The sequence below is a fragment of the Streptomyces sp. NPDC017448 genome (assembly GCF_044330565.1).
Lineage (GTDB): Bacteria > Actinomycetota > Actinomycetes > Streptomycetales > Streptomycetaceae > Streptomyces.
Genome location: NZ_JBIRLM010000009.1, coordinates 210575 through 231287 on the forward strand (window position 1 = coordinate 210575; position 20713 = coordinate 231287).

A 20713-nucleotide genomic window follows, 5' to 3' on the forward strand; every position below is an offset into this window, starting at 1 on the left:
CTTTCTTCACGGCACTGGGCAGCCGTCAACCCTATGCGAAGGGGGGCCCGAGCGCACCTGCCGACCAGGAGCCGGGACCGCGCGCCGCCCGGCCCGCCGCCTCGGCCATCGGTACGGGGCGGGCGGGCGGTTCATTCGACGCCGTGCTGACCTTCCGTCCCCGGCCCGGCGGCGCCGGGGGTTCCCGGAGCCCCGCCGGAGCCCTCCGCCTCGGCGGCTCCCGGGCCCTCGCCGCCGGACTCCCCCAGGCTTCTGCGGCGGTGGCGGGCGACCCGTGCGCGGTTGCCGCAGACCTCGCCGGAGCACCAGCGCCGCCGTCCGCCGCGCGAGGTGTCCAGGTAGAGCCGGTGGCACGCCTCGCCCTGGCAGCGGCGCAGGGCCGCCCGGGCGACCGGGTCGGTGAGCAGGTCCACCGCGTCCCGGGCGACGACGGCCAGGAGGCCCGCGCAGTCGGGCGCGGCGTTCAGGGCCCGTACGAGCACCCCGTCCGCGCCGCGTACCGCACGGTGGCCCGGAGGGGGCCCGGAGGCCAGGGAGTTGACCCGCTCCAGCGCGCCCTCGGCGCCGGGCCCGCCGAGCTGAGCCGCCATCAGCCGGCCGATGTCGAACCGCAGTGCGTGGAAGCGGTCCACCCAGGAGGCGTCCACCGCCGTCAGCCCGGTGCCGGGCGGGACGAGCCGGACCTCGGTCAGCCACCGAGCCAACCGGGCGGGGGAGCCGAGCTGTTCACCGGCGCCCGGCGCTCCGCCCGTAGGCTCCGTGGCCAGCAGTTCGAGACAGATCCGGCCCGCGTCGAAGCGCCCCGCCCCCGTACCCCTGCCCGTAGCCATACTCCTGTCACCGCCTCGGTCGCCGGTGGAACGGCCACCCCCAGAGTGGACCCGCCGGGGCCCGGCCGGAACCCCCGCCGCCGCCCCGGTCCGGCCCCCGTCCCCCGGTCCGGCCCCCGTACCGTGGCGGTCATGGATCACGAGGGGGAGCCGCCCATGGACCGGATCGACGGGGACACGGTGCTCGGCGCCGGCGGACTGCTGCTGCGCCGGTGGCGGCCGGAGGACCTGCCCGCACTGCTGCGGGCCTACGACGATCCGGCGATGCGGCGGTGGCTGGCCGTCCAGGTCTGCGGACCGGAGGGGGCGGCGGCCTGGCTGGAGGCGCAGCGTACGGGGTGGGAGACGGGCACCCGCTACGGCTTCGCCGTGACGGAAGCCGGGCAGGCGGACGGGGAGGGCGGCGGTCCGGGCGGCGAACTGCTCGGCAACATCGCCCTGAAGCGGCCGGACCCGCTGAACGGAACGGCGGAGGTGGGTTATTGGACGGCCGCTCCGGCACGGGGGCGAGGCGTGGCGTCACGGGCGCTGGCGGCGCTGACCGACTGGGCGTTCACGCGGTTCGCCGTATCGGGGCTGACGCGGCTGGAGTTGCTGCACCAGGTGGACAACGCGGCCTCCTGCCGGGTGGCGGAGAAGGGCGGGTACGCGTTGGCGCGCGTGATCCCGGCGCTGCCGCCCGACTATCCGCTGGAGGGCCATGTGCACGCGCGCCGGGCCCCGGCGGCGGCGCTCAACCGGTCGGCGGGTCGTCGTGCAGTAGGCGCTGGAACAGATGGTGGTCGCGCCACCGGCCGTTGATGTGCAGGTAGCCCGGTGCGGTGCCGGTCCGCTCGAACCCGGCCTTGGCGAGCACGCGTTGGGATGCGGCGTTGTCGGTGACGGTGGCCGCCTCGACGCGGTGCAGGCCCAGCAGGTCGTGGGCCGCGTCGCACACCGCGCCGACGGCGGCGGTGGCCAGTCCGCGTCCGGCGTGGTCGGCGTCGACCCAGTAGCCGAGCCGGCCGTTGCGGAAGGGGCCCCGCTCGATGGCGGAGAGCGTGAACGCCCCGATCACCCGCCCCCGGGCGTCGGCCAGGACCCAGGGCATGGCCCGTCCGGCGTCCCGGTCGGCCAGCAGCGCGGTGAGCCGGGCGGCCTGGCCCTCGACGGAGTAGAAGGTCTCGGGGCGTACCGGCTCCCAGCGGCGCATGGAGGCGCGGTTACGGGTGAGGGCCGCGGCGAAGGAGGGCGCGTCCGCGAGTTCGGCGGGCCGGAAGGTCACTTCGGGGGCGAGGAGGCGGCTGTGATCGTCCATCCGGTCACGCTAGCGGGGGCGGCCGGACGCGGCCCACCGGGCCGGAGCACGGACCGCCGCCCCGGTACGGCCCCGCCGCCCTGACCGCCGCACTGCCCCGCCCGGCCGCGCCGTCCCCGCCCCGCCCCGCGTCGCCGCCTCCGCGCCGCCTCGCCGCGCGACCCCTCCTCCCCCGGCCCCCGGCAGGGCACGGTGGGCGGGAGGTCACCGCCCGTGCCCGGTCTCCGCCGAGGGGTCAAGCGCCAGCCGGTAGCCGCGTTTGACGACCGTCTGGATCAGCCGGGGCACGCCCAGCGCCGAGCGGAGCCGGGCCATCGCCGTCTCCACCGCGTGCTCGTCGGTACCGCTGCCGGGCAGGGCCCGCAGCAGGTCGGCGCGGGTCACCACCCAGCCGGGGCGGCGGGCCAGCGTGTGCAGGAGCGCCATGCCGGCGGGCGGCACCGCGCGCAGTTCGTCGTCGACGAGGACGGCGTGGCCCCGGATCTCGACCCGGTGGCCGCCGACCGGCAGGACCCGGGCGGTGGGCGGGAGCCGGGCGCAGAGCAGCTGGACGAGGGGGCCGAGCCGGAAGCGTTCCGGCTGGTGGGTGGGGACGCCGCGGTCCTGGAGCGGGAGGGCGGTGACCGGTCCGACGCAGGCGACCAGGACGTCGTCGCGCAGGGCGCCGAGGACCTCGGGGAGCAGGCCGCGCGCCTCGGCGCGTCCCAGGAACGAGGCGGCGGCGGGGGCGCTGGTGAAGGTGAGGGCGTCCAGGCCCCGGGCGGCCGTGGCGTCGAGCATCCGGTCGAGCGGGGCGACGTCCCGCGGGGGCATCCAGCGGTAGACCGGGACCACGACGACCTCCGCGCCCGCGGCCGTCAGGGACTCGACGAAGCCGGGGAGCGGTTCGCCGTGCAGTTGGAGGGCGATCCGGCGGCCGGCGACGCCTTCGGCGAGGAGGCGGTCGAGGACCTCGGCCATCGACTCGGACCCGGGCGACCAGGCTTCGGTCAGCCCGGCGGCCCGGACGGCACCCTTGACCTTGGGGCCCCGGGCGAGGAGTTCGGCCGCCCGCAGCGTCTCCCGCAGGGCGTCGCCGATCCCCCAGCCGTCGGCCGCCTCGAGCCAGCCGCGGAACCCGATCGCGGTGGTGGCGAGGGCCACGTCCGGGGCGTGCTCGATCAACTTCCGTGTGGAGGCGAGGAGTTCGCCGTCGTCCGCGAGCGGCACGATCCGCAGTGCGGGGGCGTGCAGGACGGCGGCCCCGCGTCGGCGGAGGAGGGCGCCCAACTCCTCGGCGCGGCGGGCCGCGGTCACCCCGACGGTGAAGCCCGCCAGGGGGCCGTGCGCTGTGTCGTCGTCCTGCATGCGTGTTCCCGCTCCCGTGTCTCCGCCGACGGCTCGTCCGGTCCTGCGCGCCGGTACGGAAGGCCCGAGCCTGCCAACCGCGCGTGACGGTCTCGGTTCCCCCGTATTTCCCCGCCGTTACGTCGGCCGTCGCCGGACCGTCTCCTTCCCGCGCCCTCCGCCCGTGCCGTCCTCACACCTCCGCGTAACCGGGCCGGGGCCGTGCGGGCACGGGCGTGGTGGGGCGAAGGTATACCGCCCAGGTGAGGGCGGAGCAGACTCCGTAGAAAGCGAGGAAGGACCAGAACGCCGCGGTTCCGGTGCCGTACGCCTGGAAGGACTGGCGGAAGGCGAGGTTGACGGCCAGGCCGCCGAGCGCGCCGACGGCCCCGATGAGGCCCATGGCCGCGCCGGAGAGGCGGCGGCCGTGGGCGGCGGCCGCCTCGCCGTCCAGCCCCAGGCCCAGCGCCTTGGTGTGGAAGATGCCGGGGATCATCTTGTACGTCGATCCGTTGCCGACGCCCGTCAGGAGGAACAGGGCGGTGAAGCCGGTGAGGAAGGCGGGCAGCGAGGCGGCTCGGGAGGCGTGGATGACGACTCCGGTGGCGGCGGCCATCGCGGCGAAGGCGGCCAGGGTGATGCGCGCGCCGCCGTACCGGTCGGCGAGCCGTCCGCCCAGCGGCCGGACCAGGGAGCCCAGCAGCGGCCCGGCGAAGGTGAGCGAGGCGGCCTGGAGCGGGGTGCGGCCGAACTGGCTCTGGAGCACCAGGCCGAAGGCGAAGCTGTAGCCGATGAACGAGCCGAACGTGCCGAGGTAGAGGACGGCCATGATCCAGGTGTGCCGGTCCCGGACGGCCTCCAGCACGGCCCCGGTGTCGTTCGCCACGGGCCGGAGGTTGTCCATGTACAGGGCGGCGCAGACGGCGGCGACGACGATCAGCGGGAGGTAGGCGCCGAGGACGATCCGGGGGTGCGAGGCGCCCAGGGTGCCGATGACGAGCAGGCCGACGAGTTGGACGACGGGGACGCCGATGTTGCCGCCCCCCGCGTTCAGGCCGAGCGCCCAGCCCTTCTCGCGCAGCGGGAAGAAGGCGTTGATGTTGGTCATCGACGAGGCGAAGTTGCCGCCGCCGATCCCGGTGAGCGCCGCGACCGCGACGAACGTCCCGTACGAGGTGCCGGGCTCCATCACCCAGAAGGCGGCCAGGGTCGGGACGAGCAGGCCCAGCGCGCTGAGGACCGTCCAGTTGCGGCCGCCGAACCGGGCGACGGCGAAGGTGTAGGGCACCCGCACCAGCGCCCCGACGAGGGTGGCGGTGGAGATGAGGAAGAACTTTCCGGCCGGGTCGATGCCGTACTCCGGTCCCATGAACAGGACCATCACCGACCACAGGGTCCAGACGGAGAATCCGATGTGCTCGGAGAGCACGGAGAACCACAGGTTGCGGCGGGCGACGCGTTCGCCCGTCTCCCGCCAGAACGCGGTGTCCTCCGGCTCCCAGGTCTCGATCCAACGGCCTGCCATCACGCGCCTCCACTGCGGGTCGGGGTGTCGGTCCCGACGCTAGGGAGCGTGCGTTTCGGTGCGGTGCCGCGAGGTGACCGGGGCGCAACCTTGCTCTCACCGGGCCGGGGGCGGCCCGGTGAGACGGGCGGTCAGTCCCGGCCGTCCGGCCAGAGGCGGGGCCGGCGCTTCGCGGCGACGTCCTCGGCCCAGCCGAAGGCGAGGACGCAGAGCGCGACGAGGGCCCAGGCGATCAGGAGGACCGGTATCCAGCTCTCCAGCAGCCACGGGACGTTCTCGCCGAGGGCGTCCACCGACCAGAGCCGGTCGTAGAGCGTGGCGGCGGCCAGGATGCAGACGTTGTGCCAGAGGTAGACGGTCACGGCCCGCGAGTTGAGCAGGGTGATCGGCCGGTCGAAGGCCCGCAGCCGCCGCGGCCACTCGGTCCAGGAGGGGCTGTAGTGCAGCAGGAGCAGCACGCAGCCGAAGGACCACAGGGCCTGGGCGAGCGGGATGGAGTCCAGGTCGAAACCGCTGCGGAACCCCTCGTGGGCCGCCCACCACAGCCCGGCGCCCGCGAAGAGCGGGGCGGTCGAGGGGACGACGTATGCGGGGAGCCTCCTCAGGACGCCTTCCTGGTGGGCCATGCCGAGGACCCAGCAGGCACCGAAGGTGGAGAGGTCGGTGATGGCGGAGTCGAGGCGGTCGGGGGCGGAGAACAGCTCCAGCCGCATCACGACGGCCAGGGCGAGCGGGGCGAGCAGCGTCGGCCAGGGCAGCCGGCGCAGACCGCGCAGGAGCAGCGGGGAGAACAGCACGAACCACAGGTAGGCGCGGATGTACCAGAGCGGCCCGGCCAGCTCCTCCGGCCAGCTGTCGCCGAGGAACCCGTCGACGCCCGCCACGTCGTACGCGTACGGCGGGTCGCTGAGCGGCAGCACCCAGTACGCCAGGTGCTGCCACCACCAGCCGGGGTGGCCCTCGGCGTCCGGGCCCCAGCCCTGGGCGACCATGCCGGTGACGCCGACCGCCCCGAGCAGCCAGAGCGGCGGCAGCAGCCGGCGGACGCGGCCGCGGACCACCTGGACGGCGGGCCGCTTCAGCGAGCGGGCCATCAGCGTCCCGGCGAGGGCGAACATGACGCCCATGGAGGGGAAGACGACGGGCAGCCAGGCCCAGCCGGTGAGGTGGTAGAGGACGACCCGGAAGAGGGCGAGGGCCCGCAGCAGGTCGAAGTACCGGTCGCGGACGGGCTCCGCCCGCACGGCGGGCGGCGGGACCGCGGGGGCCGGGACGGTGGCGGCGGGGGCGGGCAGGGGCGGGGCGGTCATCCGAAGGGCCTCCACTCCGCGGTGTCGCGCGGCGCGTCGGCGGCGGGCCGCTGCGGGTACGGGGCCCCGGCGGCGGACCTTTGCGGGTACGGGACCTCCGCGGCGGACCGCTGCGGATACGGCGCGTCGGCGGCGGACGGCCGCGGGTACGGGACCTCGGCGGCCGACCGCTGCGGGTACGGGACCTCCGCGGCGGGCCGCTGCGGATACGGCACCTCCGCGGCGGGCCGCTGCGGGTACGGGGCCGGAACCCCGCCGGGCACCTCCAGCGCGCCCGTGCGGCGCAGCTTCTGCCAGCGCAGCCGGCCGCCGGTGAGCGCGGTGATCCAGGACTGGAGCAGCACGACGTACATGAGCTGGCGGTAGAGGATCTGCTGGAGCGGCAGCGAGATCAGGTGCGTCATCCGCTCCTTGTCCAGCCGGAACGCGTACGCGGCGCAGACCGCCTGGACGACCAGCACGCCGAACCAGGCGGCCACCGTCTTCCCGGTCGGGCCGAAGACCAGTCCGTACAGCAGGAACACGTCGATCAGCGGGGCGAGCAGCGGGGCGAGGACCATGAAGAGGGAGACGAACGGCAGCCCGATCCGGCCGAAGCGGCCCGAGGGCCCGCGTTCGACGACCGCGCGGCGGTGCTTCCAGATGGCCTGCATGGTGCCGTAACTCCACCGGTAGCGCTGCGACCAGAGCTGCTGCACGGACTCCGGGGCCTCGGTCCAGGCGCGGGCGTTCTCGGCGTAGACGACGCGCCAGCCGTCCCGGTGCAGGGCCATGGTGACGTCGGTGTCCTCGGCGAGGGTGTCCTCGCTCATCCCGCCGACCCGTTCCAGGGCCTCGCGGCGGAAGGCTCCGACCGCGCCGGGGATGGTGGGCATGCAGCCGAGCACGTCGTACATGCGGCGGTCCAGGTTGAAGCCCATCACGTACTCGATGTGCTGCCAGGCGCCGATGAGGGAGTCGCGGTTGCCGACCTTGGCGTTGCCCGCGACGGCCCCGACCCGGGGGTCGCCGAAGGGCTGGACCAGTTCGCGGATGGTGGCGGGTTCGAAGACGGTGTCGCCGTCCATCATCACGACGATGTCGTACCGGGCGTGCCGGATGCCGTTGTTGAGGGCGGCGGGCTTGCCCGCGTTGCGCTGGCGCACGACCCGTACGCGGGGCAGCCGCAGGGCCTCGACGAGGTCGGCGGTGCCGTCCGTGGAGCCGTCGTCGATGACGATGACCTCGATCCTGTGCTCGCTCGTGACGAGGGAGCGCACGGTGGCCTCGATGCACGCGCGTTCGTTGTAGGCGGGGACGAGGACGGAGACCGGGCGGGTGACGGGCGGGCCCCAGGCGAAGTTCCGGCGGCGGACCTTGCGGGCGTGCAGGAAGGAGAGCAGCAGCATCAGTCCGAAGCGGGCCAGCACCAGGGCGCCGACGACGGCGAGCCCGACCACCAGCACGCCGGTGACCCGCTCGGAGACGGCGACGGCGGAGACGAACGCCTTGCCCTTCCACAGCGCGAACCCGGTGACCGGGGTGTGCGCGCTGGGCGCGTCCAGGGCGGTGGTGAGCCGGGTGAAGGCGTAGCCCTCGCCCTTGAGGGCGGGCAACAGGGTGTCGAGCGCGGCCACGGTCTGCGAGCGGTCGCCGCCGGAGTCGTGCATGAGGATGATCGCGCCCTTGCCGTCCTTCGGGGTGGCCCGCTCGACGATGGCGCGGACGCCGGGGCGCTTCCAGTCCTCGCTGTCGGTGTCGTTGACGACGGTGAGGTAGCCGCGGCTGCCGATGTACTCGGCGACCGGCCAGGACGTGTTGTCCATGGCGTACGAGAAGGAGGAGTAGGGCGGCCGGAAGATCGAGGTGCGGATGCCGGCCGCGCCCGCCAGGGCCAGCTGGTTCTGCGACAGCTCCCAGTCGATGCGCTCGGTGGACTGGTAGGAGAGGTCGGGGTGGTTGAAGGTGTGCAGCCCGATCTCGTGGCCCTCATCGACCATCCGCTCGACCAGGCCGGGGTGGCGGGCGGCCATGTTGCCGGTGACGAAGAAGACGCCGTGCGCCCCGTGCTCCTTCAGCTTGTCGAGCACCTTCGGCGTCCACACCGGGTCGGGCCCGTCGTCGAAGGTGAGGACGATGGTGCGGTCGGGTATGCGCAGGGTCCTGGCGTCGCCGGAGCGGGCGTCGATGACGGGCCCGCCGGAGCGGACCTCCTCCGGCACCCGGGTGGTGTGGTCGGCGCCGCGGACCCGGTGGTCGGCGAGGATCTCGTTGTGCACGTATCCGCGCAGCATCAGCATCGCGAGCAGGGCGACGAGGAACGTCGTCGGCAGGAGGTAGCGCATGGGGAGCCGGAACCGGCTCCGGCCGCGTGACGCCTTCCTCTTCCTGCCGTCCCTGCCCCGCGTGGCGGGGGCGTTCATCTACGGGGTGCTCTCTTCTTCCACCGGAGGGGCGGGACTCTCCGCGGGCGGGGCCGTCGGGGCGGTCGGCTCCGGGCCGGGGGGCGGCGGCGGATCGACCGGCGGTTCGGCGGCCGGGGTCGTGGGGGCCTGCTCGGTGACCGGGCCCGAGCCGCCGGTGGCGGCGGCCGGGTCCGCCGACCGGGAGGCGGAGGGGTCCTTCGCGTTTCCGGCGGGCACCAGGACGGAGGTGGCGGAGGGGGCCGCACCGCCGGGGCCGGCCGGGTCCGAGGCTCCGGGCTCCGGCTCGGCGACGTCGTCGGACGGGACGTGGACGGTGGGGTCGGGGGCGGGGACGTCCTCGACCTGCTCGGCCCGCGCCTTCTCCTCGGGCCCGGAGACGGGCAGCCGGGGGGCGCTGGCGTTTCCGCCGAGGACGGCGAGGACCAGCGTCACGGCGTAGGCGGCACAGCCCGTGGCCAGGACCCAGCCGAGGCGGCGCAAGGTCTTGCTCCGGCGGCCGCTCTCATCGACGAAGACGGGCCCGTCCGAACCGCCCGGCGGAGCGGGTTCGGCGGAGAGGTCGGCGAGGCGGCGGCCCAGCCCGTCGAGCTGGAGCGTCGCGTCATGGGGCTCGTGCATCCGCCCGGTCGTCGTGTCTTCGCGCCAATTGTCCACAGATGCAGCCCATCCCCCACTCAGCGAATCAGGCGCACCGAATTTGACTGGTCCTTTACTGTCGGACGGGGCCCCCACCCCTCCACGAACCAGGCGACCATGCACCCGGACGATGAATGTAGCGCACGGTGTTGACGCCCAAGCGCCCCTGAACGGAATTGATCAGGAACGGTTTCGCATCAGTGACAGGTCGCTCCGGGGAAGCCAGGATCCGGGCGGCCGGTCCAACCACCCTTCGGCAAGGGCCAACTGGTCAGCAGCGTTGCGTAGGGCGTCTACGCCGGGGTGCCGCAGCCCCTTCCGCCAGACCAGCGACAGCGGCGAAAGCGGAATCGGATCGACGAGCGGCCTCAACACCGTCCCGGGCAGCGGCGGGAAGCCGGTGACGGCGAGCACCGGGTGGCCGGCCTTGGAGATGATCCGCTGGAATTCAGCCACTCCCACGGCCAGCGGCACGGGGGGCGCCAGCACGATGCCCCACTCGGCGAACAGCAGAGCGGCGAGCTCCGTCCACTCCCGCGTCCGCTCGTTGCCCGCCCCCGCGTAGACGGTCTCGCCGGACAGGTCGGCCAGGGGGACGGCCTCCCGGTCGGCGAGGGGGTGAGAGGCGGGCACCATCAGGGCCATGGGCTCGTACCGCACGGGGTGCACGGCGAGCCCCGAGCGCACCGCCGGGGCCAGTCCGGCGGCGCGCCCGAAGGAGGCGTCGAGCCGGCCGGCCAGGATCTCGGAGGCCGCCCAGGTGAGCCCGGACTCGAAGCGGGCCATCAGCTCGCACTCGGGCACCAGCTCGCGGGCGCGGGCCAGCACCCGGGCGGCGGTGGCCCCGTCGCTGTTCAGGTCCACGAGCAGCGGCCGGGCAAAGGCCCCGCTGAAGGCCCCGGCCAACTCGGCGTGCGCGTCGAGCACCCGGCGGGCGTACGGCAGCAGGCGTTCGCCGTCCGGGGTGAGGGCGACCTGCCGGGTGGTCCGGACGAACAGCTCCGCCCCCAGCTCCCGCTCCAGCCGCCGGACGTCCCGGCTCAGCGCCTGCTGGGCGACGAAGAGACGGGCGGCGGCCCGGGTGAAGTGCAGCTCGTCGGCGACGGCGAGGAAGGCGCGCAGGAGCCGGGGGTCGGTGTCGGGGGGAGGCACGCGGCGAATCTACCGCCCGGAACCGCATTCACCACACAGGTGCGTGAATCGGTACGCAGAAGGTGTTGGACCCGGGCGGCGGGGCCCGGCGAGCCTGGTCCGCATGCCGATACGCCCTGCCGCCCACCCGGAGACCGCCCCCCTGTCCGCCGCTCCCGCCCGCTCCGCCGCCCCCGGCGGCTCCGCCCCGCGCACCGCACGCCGCACGCCTCCGGGCACCCGGCGTCCGGAGACCCCGCCCCCGCCCGCCCGGCCGTCCCGGGTCGCCGCGCCCGCCTCCACGCCCCTGCTCACCGTCTCCGGCGGCCAGTTGGTCGCGGCCCCGCGCTCCGTACCCGCGAGCCGGGGGCGGCGGTCCCGGCCGTCGTCGAATCCGTACCTCCGGCTCCTGGCCACCCCCGGGGCCCGCGCCTTCACGGCGGGCAATCTGATCGCCCGGCTGCCGATGGGGATGTTCAGCGTCAGCGCGGTCATCATGATCGCCGGGGCCCGGGGCTCGTACGCCCTCGCCGGAGCCGTCACCGCGACCGGTCTGGCGGCCACGGCGGTCGTCGCCCCCTTCACCGCCCGGCTGGTGGACCGCTACGGGCAGGCGCGCGTCGCGGTGCCCGCCACCGCGCTCGCCGTGCTGGGCTCGCTGGCGCTCGTGCTGTGCGTCCACCACGACGCCCCGACCTGGACCCTGTTCGCCGCGTACGCGGCGACCGCGACGACCCCGAACACCGGCGGGATGTCCCGGGCCCGGTGGGCGCACCTGCACCGGGGCGACCCGGCGGCCCTGCACACCGCGAACTCCTTCGAACAGGCCGCCGACGAACTGTGCTTCATGCTGGGCCCCGTGCTGGCGGCGACGCTCTGCGGGGCGCTGTTCCCGGAGGCGGGCACCCTGGTGGGCGCGGTGCTCCTGATGACCGGCGTCCTGGTCTTCGCCGCCCAGCGTGCCACGGAACCGCCCGTCACCCCCCGTACGCGGAGGACGGCCTCGCCGCTGCGCACCCCGGGGACGCCCGCGCTGCTGGCGGTCTTCCTGGCCACGGGCGCGGTGTTCGGGGCGCTGGAGGTGGTCTCCATCGCCCATGCCGGGGGTGCGATCCTGGCGCTCCAGGCGGCGGGCTCGTGCGCGGCGGGCCTGGTCTACGGTTCGCTGCGGCCCGCCCGGGACGTCCACCGCCGGCTGCTGCTGTGCCTGGCCGGGATGACGGCGCTGATGTCCCTGCCGCTGCTGGCCGCCGCGGGTTCCGCACCCCTGCCGGTCCTGGCGCTCTGCCTGCTGGTGGCGGGGGCGGCGACCGCGCCCACCATGGTCACGGGCATGACGCTGGTCCAACGCGCCACCCGTCCCGAGCAGTTGAACGAAGGCATGACGCTCGCGGTGACCGCGCTGCTGGGCGGCGTCGCGGCCGGGGCGGCGACGGGCGGCTGGCTGGTCGAGCACGCCGGGACGGTCCCCGGCTACACGGCCCCGATGACGGCGGCGGCGCTGGCCCTGGCCGTCGCGGGGGCGGGGCGACGGGTCCTGGGCCGAGACCCCGCCCGGACCCGCTGACAGCCCCGCGCGGGCCGCTGACAGTCCCCCGCGGACCGCTCGGGGGTCCTCTCGGCCGGAGCCCCCGCGAGGCGGTCGCGCACCCCGCCGAGGGGCGGCAGGCGCTCGCGGGACAGCAGAAAAGCCGTTGCCCCGCGAGCTGACTCGCGGGGCAACGGCCCACATGGGAATTGTGGAGATGGCGGGAATCGAACCCGCGTCCAACGGTGCGGAACCAGGGCTTCTCCGAGTGCAGTTCGCTACGCTTTTCTCGGCCCCGGAGGTCACGCGAACAAGCCTCCGACAGGCCCAGCCACTGTTTGATTTCCTTCTCGGCCCCGTGGCCGGGCCGAGAAGTTTAGATCCCTAGTTGATGCCAGGATCCGGGCCGGGACCACTCCCGGGCTGACACTCCGCAGAGTCTTCGCTAGCTGCTAATTAGGCAGCGAGGGCGAAGGCGGAGGAATCGCGCTTGGAATTGGCGATTATTGTTTGCGACATATGGTTTACGAGATCATTGCCGCTTCCTCGACTCGCTTCCCCTGCTTCGACATCCGCTGTCGAAACCGATCATCCCCATGTTGATTTTTCAATCCGCGCACCTTCGCTGAGGTGCACGGCCCATCGTACGTGACCAACGCGGGACGATGCCACCGTATTCCCGCGCCCGGGTCCGGCGGGCCCCTCAGGCGCTGCGCTGACGGCGGCGGGCCGCCGCGATGGCGCGGTTCGTCTCCCGCGTGTCCTGCTTCTCCCGGAGCGTCTGCCGCTTGTCGTACTCCTTCTTGCCCTTCGCGAGCGCGATCTCGACCTTGACCCGGCCGTCCTTGAAGTACAGCGCGAGCGGCACGATCGTGTGGCCCGTCTCCTGCGACTTCGACTCCAGCTTGTCGATCTCGGCCCGGTGCAGCAGCAGCTTGCGCTTCCGCTTGGCCGCGTGGTTGGTCCAGGTGCCCTGGACGTACTCCGGCACGTGGATGTTGTGGAGCCACGCCTCGTGGTCGTCGATCTGGACGAACCCGTCGACCAGGGAGGCCCGTCCCATGCGCAGGGACTTGACCTCCGTACCCATGAGGACGAGGCCGCACTCGTAGGTGTCGAGGATCGTGTAGTCGTGCCGCGCCTTCTTGTTCTGCGCGATCATCTTGCGCCCGGTGTCTTTGTCCTTCGCCATAGTGCGGTCATTTTCGCACTACGACCCGCCCCCGAGGCCACTCAATACCGTCTCGGCCCGCCGCTGGGCCCCCTCGCGCACCACGAGGTCGGGGGTGATGCCCCTGCCGTCGACGGTGCGGCCGGCCGGGGTGCGGTAGTGGCCGACGGTCAGCTCGGCCACCGAACCGCCCGGGAGTCGGCTCGGCATCTGCACGGAACCCTTGCCGAAGGTCGGGGAGCCGACGGTGACCGCCCGGCCCCGGTCCTGGAGCGCACCGGTCAGCAGTTCGGCGGCGCTCATCGTGCCGCCGTCCACCAGGACGACGACCGGCCGGTCGGTGTCCCCGCCCCGGTCCGCGTAGAGCGCCTGCTCCTGACCGCGTACGTCGTACGTGGCGACCAGCCCGCCGTCCAGGAAGGCGGAGGCGGCGACGACGGCCTCGGCGACGAGTCCGCCGGAGTTGGCGCGCAGGTCCAGGAGTATCCCGGCGTCGCCGGGGGCCTCCCGGACCGCGTCCCTCACGTCGGCCCCGGCGCCCTTGGTGAAGGCGGCGACCTTGATCAGGACCGCCGGGGAGGACGCCTTCCCCAGCCGTCGCACGGTGACCGCCTCGGTGGTCAGCCGGGCCCGCTCCACCGTCTTCGTCCAGCTCCGGCCCTTGCGGACCAGCCCCAGCTCCACCCGGCTGCCCTCGGCCGCCCCCGTACGGTCGCCCCGGAGCAACGCCACGACCTCCGCGACGGGGCGCCTGCCGACCGCGCGGCCGTCCAGGGTGCGCAGCAGATCGCCGGCCCGCACGCCGGCCCGGTCGGCGGGGCCGCCGGGCTGGACGCGGGAGACGGCGACGTCGCCGCGGGCGGTGCGCCGGGCGGAGAGCCCGACCCCGGTGTACGAGCCGTCCAGGGCCTGCTCGAACTCCTCGTACTCCCGCTCGTCGTAGACCGCGCCCCAGCGGTCCCCGCTGCGGCTGACGACCTCCTCGGCGGCGGCCTTCACGGACGTGCCGTCCGCCTCGGCCCTGGCCGCGGCGTCCTCGATCTCCTGGCGGTCGACCGGGGCGACGGTGGAGGAGACGGCACGGGTCTGCGGTCCGGGTGCGGGGTCGGGGCCCTGCGGCAGCGAACCGGTCGCGGCGGCGGTGGCGAGAGCACACCCGAAGACCAGGGTCAGGGTCGCCCCGCGGCGCAGGCCGCGGGGCCCGAAGCGCTGTGCGGAGCCGGACATGGCGACGAGTCTAGGACAAACCCCTTGGGGCGCACGGGTGATCGCCCGTGCACCCCAAGGGGCTTACGTCACACCTTCAGGTACTTGCGCAACGCGAAGAGAGCGGCGACGGCGGGCATCAGCAGACCGATCGCGAGCACCAGCGGAAGCTTGGTGAGGACCGCGTCCCACCCGATGAAGTTGATCAGGTTCAGCTTCTCCTGGAGGGCGAGACCACCGTCGATCAGGAAGTACCGGCCGCCCAGCAGCATCGCGCAGGCCAGCACGCCGCCGATCAGGCCGGCGACGGCCGCCTCCATGATGAAGGGCGCCTGGATGTAGAAACCGGAGGCTCCCACCAGGCGCATGATGCCCGTCTCACGCCGCCGGCTGAACGCGGAGACGCGCACGGTGTTGACGATCAGGATCAGCGCGATGACCAGCATCAGGATCATCACGTAGATCGCGACGACGTTCATGCCGTTCATCAGCTCGAAGAGGTTGTCCAGGATGGACCGTTGGTCCTGGACGGACTGCACCCCGTCCCGTCCGGCGAAGGCCGTCGCGACGACCTTGTACTTCTGCGGGTCGTCCAGCTTCACGCGGAACGACTCCTGCATCTGGTCGGGCGTGATGTTGCCCGCCATCGGGGAGTCGCCGAACTGCTCCTGGTAGTGCTTGTACGCCTCGTCGACCGTCTCGAAGTGGACCGTCTCGACGGCGTCCATCTTCTCCAGGTCGGCCTTGATCTGGTCCTTCTGCTCCTTGGTGACAGCCCCCTTGGCGCACTTGGGCATGTCCTTGGCGTCGTTCTTGTTGCAGAGGAAGATCGAGACGTTGACCTTGTCGTACCAGTAGTCCTTCATCGTGCTGACCTGCTCGCGCATCAGCAGCGCACCGCCGAACAGGGCGAGCGAGAGGGCGACGGAGACCACGACCGCGAAGGTCATCGTGAGGTTGCGGCGGAGACCGACGCCGATCTCCGACAGGACGAACTGGGCGCGCATGGCGTCCTTTCAGTACTCGATGCTCGAAACGCACGAAGGGCCGGAGCCCTTCGGTCAGTGCTGGTAGCCGTAGACGCCGCGTGCCTGGTCGCGTACGAGACGGCCCTGCTCGAGCTCGATGACGCGCTTGCGCATCTGGTCGACGATGTTCTGGTCGTGGGTGGCCATGATCACGGTGGTGCCGGTCCGGTTGATCCGGTCCAGCAGCTTCATGATGCCCACCGAGGTCTGCGGGTCGAGGTTGCCGGTCGGCTCGTCCGCGATCAGCAGCATGGGGCGGTTGACGAAGGCGCGGGCGATGGCCACGCGCTGCTGCTCACCGCCGGAGAGTTCGCCGGGCATCCGCTCCTCCTTGCCGCCGAGGCCGACGAGGTCGAGGACCTGCGGCACGGCCTTGCGGATCTCTCCGCGCGGCTTGCCGATGACCTCCTGCGCGAAGGCCACGTTCTCCGCGACCGTCTTGTTGGGCAGCAGCCGGAAGTCCTGGAAGACGGTGCCGAGCTGGCGGCGCATCTGCGGCACCTTCCAGTTGGACAGCCGCGCCAGGTCCTTGCCGAGCACGTGGACCATGCCCGTGCTGGCGCGCTCCTCGCGCAGGATCAGCCGCATGAAGGTCGACTTGCCGGAGCCCGAGGACCCCACCAGGAAGACGAACTCACCCTTCTCGATGTCCAGCGAGACATCGCGCAGAGCCGGTCGGGTCTGCTTCGGGTAGGTCTTGGAGACGTTGTCGAATCGGATCACGAATGCACCACGGTCGGCCGGGAGTAGGTGAGCGTGACCATACGCGAACCGGGCTCACGCGCGCAGGCAGCGTCCGGCAATGGGCGATTTATGGCGGATGCGCCCCCGGAACGAAGCGGGTCGCGCCGGACCTTGTCCGGCGGGCCGCGCCGAAACCGTCGCGAGCTGGCACAGTGGTGGGGGGAACGGTTGCGTTTCCGTGAGCGTTGTGCGGGAGAGACCGGGACCGGTTCCGCCGCGCGGGAGGAGGAATGCGCATGACCTACGACCGACTGGTGTGCGCGAACTGCGCGTCCCCCGTCAGCGAGGGCCGCTGCCGCGTCTGCCGCGCGGTCCGGCAGCAGATGCTGGAGGAGCAGGGCCAGGGCCCGCTGGCCGGGATGAGCCCGGCGGCGCTGATCGCCCTGATGGTGGTGCTGCTGGCGGCGCTCGCGCTGCTGGCCCACCAGGCCGCCTGATCCGGGAGCGCCCCTCCCCTCCCCGCCCCGCCGGGGCTGACAGACGTACGCGTACGGCCTCCTGAGCGGTCCGGGCCACGCGGAAGGGCCCGGGAGGCGTTCGACGCCTCCCGGGCCCTTCTTCGTGCTGTTCCGTGCCGTGTACGGGCCTCGCTCGCGCCCGCTACGCGTCGGTACGGTCCACCGCGGTCCGCTCGGAGCTAGGCGACCGTGCGACCGCCGCCGACCAGGCGCGGCAGGATGCGGAAGCCGATGCCGCCCGCGATCATCGTCGCGGCGCCGATGACCAGGAAGGTCGTTTCGGCCGCACCGGTCTCGGCGAGCTCTTCCTTGCCCTTGCTCTGCTCGACCGGCTTGTTGCCGACGCTGTCGGTGTCGGTGTTGTCGGTGCACTCGGCGCCGTCGAGGTCGACGGTGCAGCCGGTGTCGTCGCCACCGGTGGTGGAGCCGCCGGTGGTGGAGCCGCCGGTGGTGGAGCCGCCGGTGGTGGAGCCGCCCTGGTCGCCACCGCCCTGGTCGCCACCGCCCTGGTCGCCACCGCCCTGGTCGCCGCCACCCTGGTCGCCACCGCCCTGGTCGCCGCCACCCTGGTCGCCACCGCCCTGGTCGCCACCGCCCTGGTCGCCGCCACCCTGGTCGCCGCCACCCTGGTCGCCGCCACCCTGGTCGCCGCCACCCTGGTCGCCGCCACCCTGGTCGCCGCCACCCTGGTCGCCACCGCCCTGGTCGCCACCGCCCTGGTCGCCGCCACCCTGGTCGCCACCGCCCTGGTCGCCACCGCCCTGGTCGCCACCGCCCTGGTCGCCGCCACCCTGGTCGCCACCGCCCTGGTCGCCGCCGCCCTGGTCGCCACCGCCCTGGTCGCCGCCGCCCTGGTCGCCACCGCCCTGGTCGCCGCCACCCTGGTCGCCGCCACCCTGGTCGCCGCCACCGACGTCAGCGCCACCGAGCGGGTTGTCGTTGCCCTCGGAGGCACCGCTGTCGTCCCCGCCCAGCACGCTCGCCTGCGCCTCGACCTCGGCGACACCGGCGTCGACGCCGATGCCGATGCCGACGGCCTGCGCCGCGCCGGCCGCGGTCAGCGAGGCGCCCGCGGCGATGACCGCGCCAGCGGCGATCCGCGCGACGCGCACACGCGTCTTCTTCGTCATGTGTTGCTACCCCCAGTAGCTGAATCTCGTCATGGAGCAGCGGTATGCGGGCCGTGGGCCCTGCGGGGCATCGCTCTCGGCAAGGCCACGTCGTGCCGTGGTCACCCCGCCCGCCCCCTGGTTCGCACCCGTCCCGAACATACGCATGCTGCTCTAGCACCCTGGCCAGAGTTAAGGACTACGTCAAGGCCGTTCCGTGCACTAGGCACCGGTATGAGGGGTGTTGACGGCTATTCGGAAGCGCGACTGTGACGCATCGGGCACCGTTCCTCCCCCACGCGGAAGGGCCCGGACAGTCGCCTGTCCGGGCCCGGCCTCCGTAGCGCGGAGGCTACTTCTCGCTCTGCTTGCGCCAGCGGATGCCGGCTTCGACGAAGCCGTCGATCTCGCCGTTGAAGACCGCTTCGGGGTTGCCCATCTCGAAGTCGGTGCGCAGGTCCTTGACCATCTGGTACGGGTGGAGGACGTACGAACGCATCTGGTTGCCCCAGGAGTTGCCGCCGTCTCCCTTGAGCGCGTTCATCTTGGCCTGTTCCTCCTGGCGGCGGCGCTCGAGGAGCTTCGCCTGGAGGACGTTCATCGCGGACGCCTTGTTCTGGATCTGCGAGCGCTCGTTCTGGCAGGAGACGACGATGCCGGTGGGCAGGTGGGTCAGACGGACCGCGGAGTCCGTGGTGTTGACGCCCTGTCCGCCGGGGCCCGAGGAGCGGTACACGTCCACGCGCAGCTCGGACTCGTCGATCTCGATGTGGTCGGTCTGCTCGACCACCGGCAGGACCTCGACGCCCGCGAAGGACGTCTGGCGGCGGCCCTGGTTGTCGAAGGGCGAGATCCGCACGAGGCGGTGGGTGCCCTGCTCGACGGAGAGCGTGCCGTAGGCGTACGGCACCTCCACCGCGAAGGTGGTCGACTTGATGCCGGCCTCTTCGGCGTACGCGGTCTCGTAGACCTCGGTCTTGTAGTTGTGCCGCTCCGCCCAGCGGAGGTACATGCGCTGGAGCTTCTCGGCGAAGTCCGCGGCGTCGACGCCGCCGGCCTCGGCCCGGATGGTGACCAGGGCCTCTCGCGCGTCGTACTCGCCGGAGAGGAGCGTGCGGACCTCCATCTCGTCCAGCGCCTTGCGGACGGACACCAGCTCGGTCTCCGCCTCCGCGAGCGCATCGGCGTCACCCTCGTCCTCGGCGAGCTCGAACATGATGCCGAGATCGTCGATACGGCTTCGCAGGGCTTCGGCCTTACGGACCTCGGCCTGGAGGTGCGAAAGCTTGCTGGTGATCTTCTGCGCCGCCTCCGGGTCGTCCCAGAGGGACGGCGCCGCCGCCTGCTCCTCGAGCGCGGCGATGTCGGCCCTCAGCGCATCCAGGTCCAGGACGGCCTCGATCGACCCCATGGTCGAGGAGAGGGACTTCAGCTCTTCGGAAATATCGACGACTGCCACGGGTCCAGCGTAACGGCATGGCGGCTGAAGCTCGCCCTCCCCCGGGAACAGGCCCGGGAACGGGGCCGGGAAGGGGCTCGGGCGCCGGGGGCGCTCACGGGGTCGCCGGGGCCGAGTTCCCGCCGTCCCGGGGCGCCGGGTCGCCGTCGCCGCCGCCGGAGGCCAGCCAGCCGCCGACCGCGATCGCGGCGCAGAGGGCGACGGCGGCGGCGCCGAGGGTGAGGCGGCGCTTGCGGACGGCGGCCGCCTTGTTGCGGGCGGAACCGGGGCGGGGCTTTCCGGGGGCCCGGGGGGCGCGGGCGGTGCCGAGGGGGCCGCCCGCCAGCTCGTCGGGGGCCGGGACGCGCATGCTGGTGTGGGTGTCGCGGTTGGAGTCGGGTGCGGAGCCGGGCACCAGCGGGACCGCGCCGCGGCGGCGGGGTTCCTCGGCGGCCGGGGTGTACTGCTGCTCGTCGTAGGCGTCGGGCCGCTGTTCGTTCTCCTCGGGGCCGGGCTCGTCGACCTCCAGCGGGGGTATCCCGGCCAGCAGGGGCAGCAGGTCGCGCAGCCGTACGGCCAGCTCCGAGGCGCGCAGCCGGGAGGCGGGGGCCTTGGCCAGGCACTGGACCAGGAGCTGCCACAGCTCCTCGGGGATGCCGGGGAGGGGGACGACGGTCTCCGTGACGTGGCGGCGCAGCACCGCGCCGGGGTGGCCGCCGCCGAAGGGGGTGAACCCGGCGAGCAGCTCGTAGAGCACGGTGGCCAGGGCGTAGATGTCGACGGCGGCGCGCGGCGGGAGGCCCTCGACGATCTCGGGGGCCAGGTAGTCCGGCGTGCCGATGATCTTCGTGGCCTTGGTGCGGCGCGGGGTGTCGATGAGCTTGGCGACGCCGAAGTCGGTGAGCAGGGCGGGGTGGGCGCCGCCGGGGCCGAGCGGCCCCTCCATGTCGAGCAGGATGTTCTCCGGCTTCACGTCCCGGTGGACGATCTGGGCCTTGTGGGCGGCGGCCAGGCCGTCGGCGACGTCCGCGATGATCGCGACGGCGGCCTCGGGGGCGAGCCGGCGCTCGCGGTCCAGGCGGGTGCGCAGGTCGGTGCCGCGCACGAGGGTCATGACCAGGGCCAGGTCGTTGCCGTCCACCACGAGGTCCCGGACGGCGACCACGTGCGGGTGGTCGAGCCCGAGCAGGGCGGTGCGCTCCTGTACGAAGCGGCCCACGAGCTCCTGGTCGGACGCGAGGTCCTCACGCAGCAGCTTGATGGCGACCGGGCCCTCGGGCCCTTCGCCGAGCCATACCGTTCCGGCGCTGCCGCGCCCCAGGATCTGGTGGGCCGTGTACCGGCTGCCGATATTCCGTGCCACGACTGCTCCCTCAGCGGCTGGCGGTGGACCCCCGGTCGACAAAGTTACGCGGCGTTCGGGGCGTCGCGCGCCCAGGATGGCACCGACCTCGGCTTCTGCGGGCGGAATGGGCCCGGGGAAGTCGACAAAGGGACAGGACGACGGGCGGAGCCGTGCCCGAGCGGTCGCGGGCCGGCCCCCGCCGGAGGGCCGGGGCCGGGCCGTCCCG

The 20713-nt window shown here is 73.4% G+C and carries 18 protein-coding genes and 1 other RNA gene; 3 read left to right on the plus strand and 16 right to left on the minus strand.

Annotated features, from left to right (window positions below; translation table 11 throughout):
- Positions 1 to 131: 131 nt before the first annotated feature.
- Complete coding sequence (locus tag ACH4K1_RS17700) at positions 132 to 830, minus strand: CGNR zinc finger domain-containing protein (RefSeq protein ID WP_398090210.1); 699 nt, start codon at positions 828 to 830, stop codon at positions 132 to 134.
- A 132-nt stretch (positions 831 to 962) separates the two neighbouring features.
- On the opposite strand from ACH4K1_RS17700, the gene ACH4K1_RS17705 reads away from it, so the two are divergent.
- The gene (locus ACH4K1_RS17705; protein WP_398090211.1) at positions 963 to 1631 is read left to right on the plus strand and encodes a GNAT family N-acetyltransferase; all 669 of its coding nucleotides are present in this window, start codon (positions 963 to 965) and stop codon (positions 1629 to 1631) included.
- Here the strand turns inward: ACH4K1_RS17705 and ACH4K1_RS17710 are convergent.
- The 7 genes from ACH4K1_RS17710 to ACH4K1_RS17740 all read right to left on the minus strand — a co-directional run bounded on the left by ACH4K1_RS17710 (position 1564) and on the right by ACH4K1_RS17740 (position 10481).
- On the minus strand, positions 1564 to 2127 hold the full coding sequence (locus ACH4K1_RS17710; protein WP_398090212.1) for a GNAT family N-acetyltransferase: 564 nt from the start codon (positions 2125 to 2127) through the stop codon (positions 1564 to 1566). The genes ACH4K1_RS17705 and ACH4K1_RS17710 overlap by 68 nt on opposite strands.
- A gap of 204 nt (positions 2128 to 2331) precedes the next feature.
- Entirely contained in the window at positions 2332 to 3474 is a 1143-nt protein-coding gene (locus ACH4K1_RS17715; RefSeq protein ID WP_398090213.1) for a uroporphyrinogen-III synthase, read from the minus strand.
- 172 nt (positions 3475 to 3646) lie between these two features.
- On the minus strand, positions 3647 to 4978 hold the full coding sequence (locus tag ACH4K1_RS17720; protein ID WP_398090214.1) for a nitrate/nitrite transporter: 1332 nt from the start codon (positions 4976 to 4978) through the stop codon (positions 3647 to 3649).
- 131 nt (positions 4979 to 5109) lie between these two features.
- Positions 5110 to 6288 carry an acyltransferase family protein gene (locus tag ACH4K1_RS17725; protein ID WP_398090215.1) on the minus strand — a complete coding sequence of 393 codons (1179 nt, stop codon included), beginning with the start codon at positions 6286 to 6288 and terminating at the stop codon, positions 5110 to 5112.
- The gene (locus ACH4K1_RS17730) at positions 6285 to 8690 is read right to left on the minus strand and encodes a glycosyltransferase (RefSeq protein ID WP_398090216.1); all 2406 of its coding nucleotides are present in this window, start codon (positions 8688 to 8690) and stop codon (positions 6285 to 6287) included. The genes ACH4K1_RS17725 and ACH4K1_RS17730 overlap by 4 nt, the downstream gene beginning before the upstream one ends.
- Positions 8691 to 9347 (minus strand): hypothetical protein, encoded by a 657-nt coding sequence (locus ACH4K1_RS17735; RefSeq protein ID WP_398090217.1) that lies wholly within the window; start codon positions 9345 to 9347, stop codon positions 8691 to 8693.
- A gap of 162 nt (positions 9348 to 9509) precedes the next feature.
- Entirely contained in the window at positions 9510 to 10481 is a 972-nt protein-coding gene (locus ACH4K1_RS17740) for a LysR family transcriptional regulator (protein WP_398090218.1), read from the minus strand.
- Positions 10482 to 10584: 103 nt separating this feature from the next.
- On the opposite strand from ACH4K1_RS17740, the gene ACH4K1_RS17745 reads away from it, so the two are divergent.
- Complete coding sequence (locus ACH4K1_RS17745) at positions 10585 to 12027, plus strand: MFS transporter (protein WP_398090219.1); 1443 nt, start codon at positions 10585 to 10587, stop codon at positions 12025 to 12027.
- Positions 12028 to 12197: 170 nt separating this feature from the next.
- Here the strand turns inward: ACH4K1_RS17745 and ssrA are convergent.
- The 5 genes from ssrA to ftsE all read right to left on the minus strand — a co-directional run bounded on the left by ssrA (position 12198) and on the right by ftsE (position 16116).
- Positions 12198 to 12584, minus strand: a transfer-messenger RNA (tmRNA) gene (gene ssrA / locus ACH4K1_RS17750).
- Positions 12585 to 12691: 107 nt separating this feature from the next.
- Entirely contained in the window at positions 12692 to 13180 is a 489-nt protein-coding gene (smpB, locus tag ACH4K1_RS17755) for an SsrA-binding protein SmpB (protein WP_228991657.1), read from the minus strand.
- Positions 13181 to 13198: 18 nt separating this feature from the next.
- Entirely contained in the window at positions 13199 to 14386 is a 1188-nt protein-coding gene (locus ACH4K1_RS17760) for a S41 family peptidase (RefSeq protein ID WP_398090220.1), read from the minus strand.
- A 68-nt stretch (positions 14387 to 14454) separates the two neighbouring features.
- Positions 14455 to 15372, minus strand: a complete 918-nt coding sequence (gene ftsX / locus ACH4K1_RS17765; protein ID WP_145800320.1) for a permease-like cell division protein FtsX — start codon at positions 15370 to 15372, stop codon at positions 14455 to 14457.
- Positions 15373 to 15426: 54 nt separating this feature from the next.
- Positions 15427 to 16116, minus strand: coding sequence for a cell division ATP-binding protein FtsE (gene ftsE / locus ACH4K1_RS17770; RefSeq protein WP_003968787.1), 690 nt, complete (start codon positions 16114 to 16116; stop codon positions 15427 to 15429).
- 257 nt (positions 16117 to 16373) lie between these two features.
- Between ftsE and ACH4K1_RS17775 the strand changes: the two genes are divergently transcribed.
- Positions 16374 to 16574 (plus strand): hypothetical protein, encoded by a 201-nt coding sequence (locus tag ACH4K1_RS17775; protein ID WP_398090221.1) that lies wholly within the window; start codon positions 16374 to 16376, stop codon positions 16572 to 16574.
- 200 nt (positions 16575 to 16774) lie between these two features.
- Here ACH4K1_RS17775 and ACH4K1_RS17780 read toward each other — a convergent pair whose 3' ends face one another.
- From ACH4K1_RS17780 to ACH4K1_RS17790, 3 genes are all read right to left on the minus strand, one after another.
- Positions 16775 to 17725 (minus strand): LPXTG cell wall anchor domain-containing protein, encoded by a 951-nt coding sequence (locus ACH4K1_RS17780; RefSeq protein WP_398090222.1) that lies wholly within the window; start codon positions 17723 to 17725, stop codon positions 16775 to 16777.
- 331 nt (positions 17726 to 18056) lie between these two features.
- Complete coding sequence (gene prfB / locus ACH4K1_RS17785) at positions 18057 to 19163, minus strand: peptide chain release factor 2 (protein WP_073766593.1); 1107 nt, start codon at positions 19161 to 19163, stop codon at positions 18057 to 18059.
- Between the two features lie 94 nt (positions 19164 to 19257).
- Positions 19258 to 20505, minus strand: coding sequence for a serine/threonine-protein kinase (locus ACH4K1_RS17790; RefSeq protein WP_398090223.1), 1248 nt, complete (start codon positions 20503 to 20505; stop codon positions 19258 to 19260).
- Between the last annotated feature and the right edge of the window lie 208 nt (positions 20506 to 20713).

Bases quoted from the DNA above. Each gene is read 5' to 3' on its own strand.
- ACH4K1_RS17725 (WP_398090215.1), bottom strand. From the start codon at position 6,288: ATGACCGCCCCGCCCCTGCCCGCCCCCGCCGCCACCGTCCCGGCCCCC.
- ACH4K1_RS17715 (WP_398090213.1), bottom strand. From the start codon at position 3,474: ATGCAGGACGACGACACAGCGCACGGCCCCCTGGCGGGCTTCACCGTC.
- ACH4K1_RS17705 (WP_398090211.1), top strand. From the start codon at position 963: ATGGATCACGAGGGGGAGCCGCCCATGGACCGGATCGACGGGGACACG.
- ACH4K1_RS17720 (WP_398090214.1), bottom strand. From the start codon at position 4,978: ATGGCAGGCCGTTGGATCGAGACCTGGGAGCCGGAGGACACCGCGTTC.
- smpB (WP_228991657.1), bottom strand. From the start codon at position 13,180: ATGGCGAAGGACAAAGACACCGGGCGCAAGATGATCGCGCAGAACAAG.
- ACH4K1_RS17760 (WP_398090220.1), bottom strand. From the start codon at position 14,386: ATGTCCGGCTCCGCACAGCGCTTCGGGCCCCGCGGCCTGCGCCGCGGG.
- ACH4K1_RS17730 (WP_398090216.1), bottom strand. From the start codon at position 8,690: ATGAACGCCCCCGCCACGCGGGGCAGGGACGGCAGGAAGAGGAAGGCG.
- ACH4K1_RS17780 (WP_398090222.1), bottom strand. From the start codon at position 17,725: ATGACGAAGAAGACGCGTGTGCGCGTCGCGCGGATCGCCGCTGGCGCG.
- ACH4K1_RS17710 (WP_398090212.1), bottom strand. From the start codon at position 2,127: ATGGACGATCACAGCCGCCTCCTCGCCCCCGAAGTGACCTTCCGGCCC.
- ACH4K1_RS17775 (WP_398090221.1), top strand. From the start codon at position 16,374: ATGACCTACGACCGACTGGTGTGCGCGAACTGCGCGTCCCCCGTCAGC.
- ftsX (WP_145800320.1), bottom strand. From the start codon at position 15,372: ATGCGCGCCCAGTTCGTCCTGTCGGAGATCGGCGTCGGTCTCCGCCGC.
- ACH4K1_RS17700 (WP_398090210.1), bottom strand. From the start codon at position 830: ATGGCTACGGGCAGGGGTACGGGGGCGGGGCGCTTCGACGCGGGCCGG.
- ACH4K1_RS17745 (WP_398090219.1), top strand. From the start codon at position 10,585: ATGCCGATACGCCCTGCCGCCCACCCGGAGACCGCCCCCCTGTCCGCC.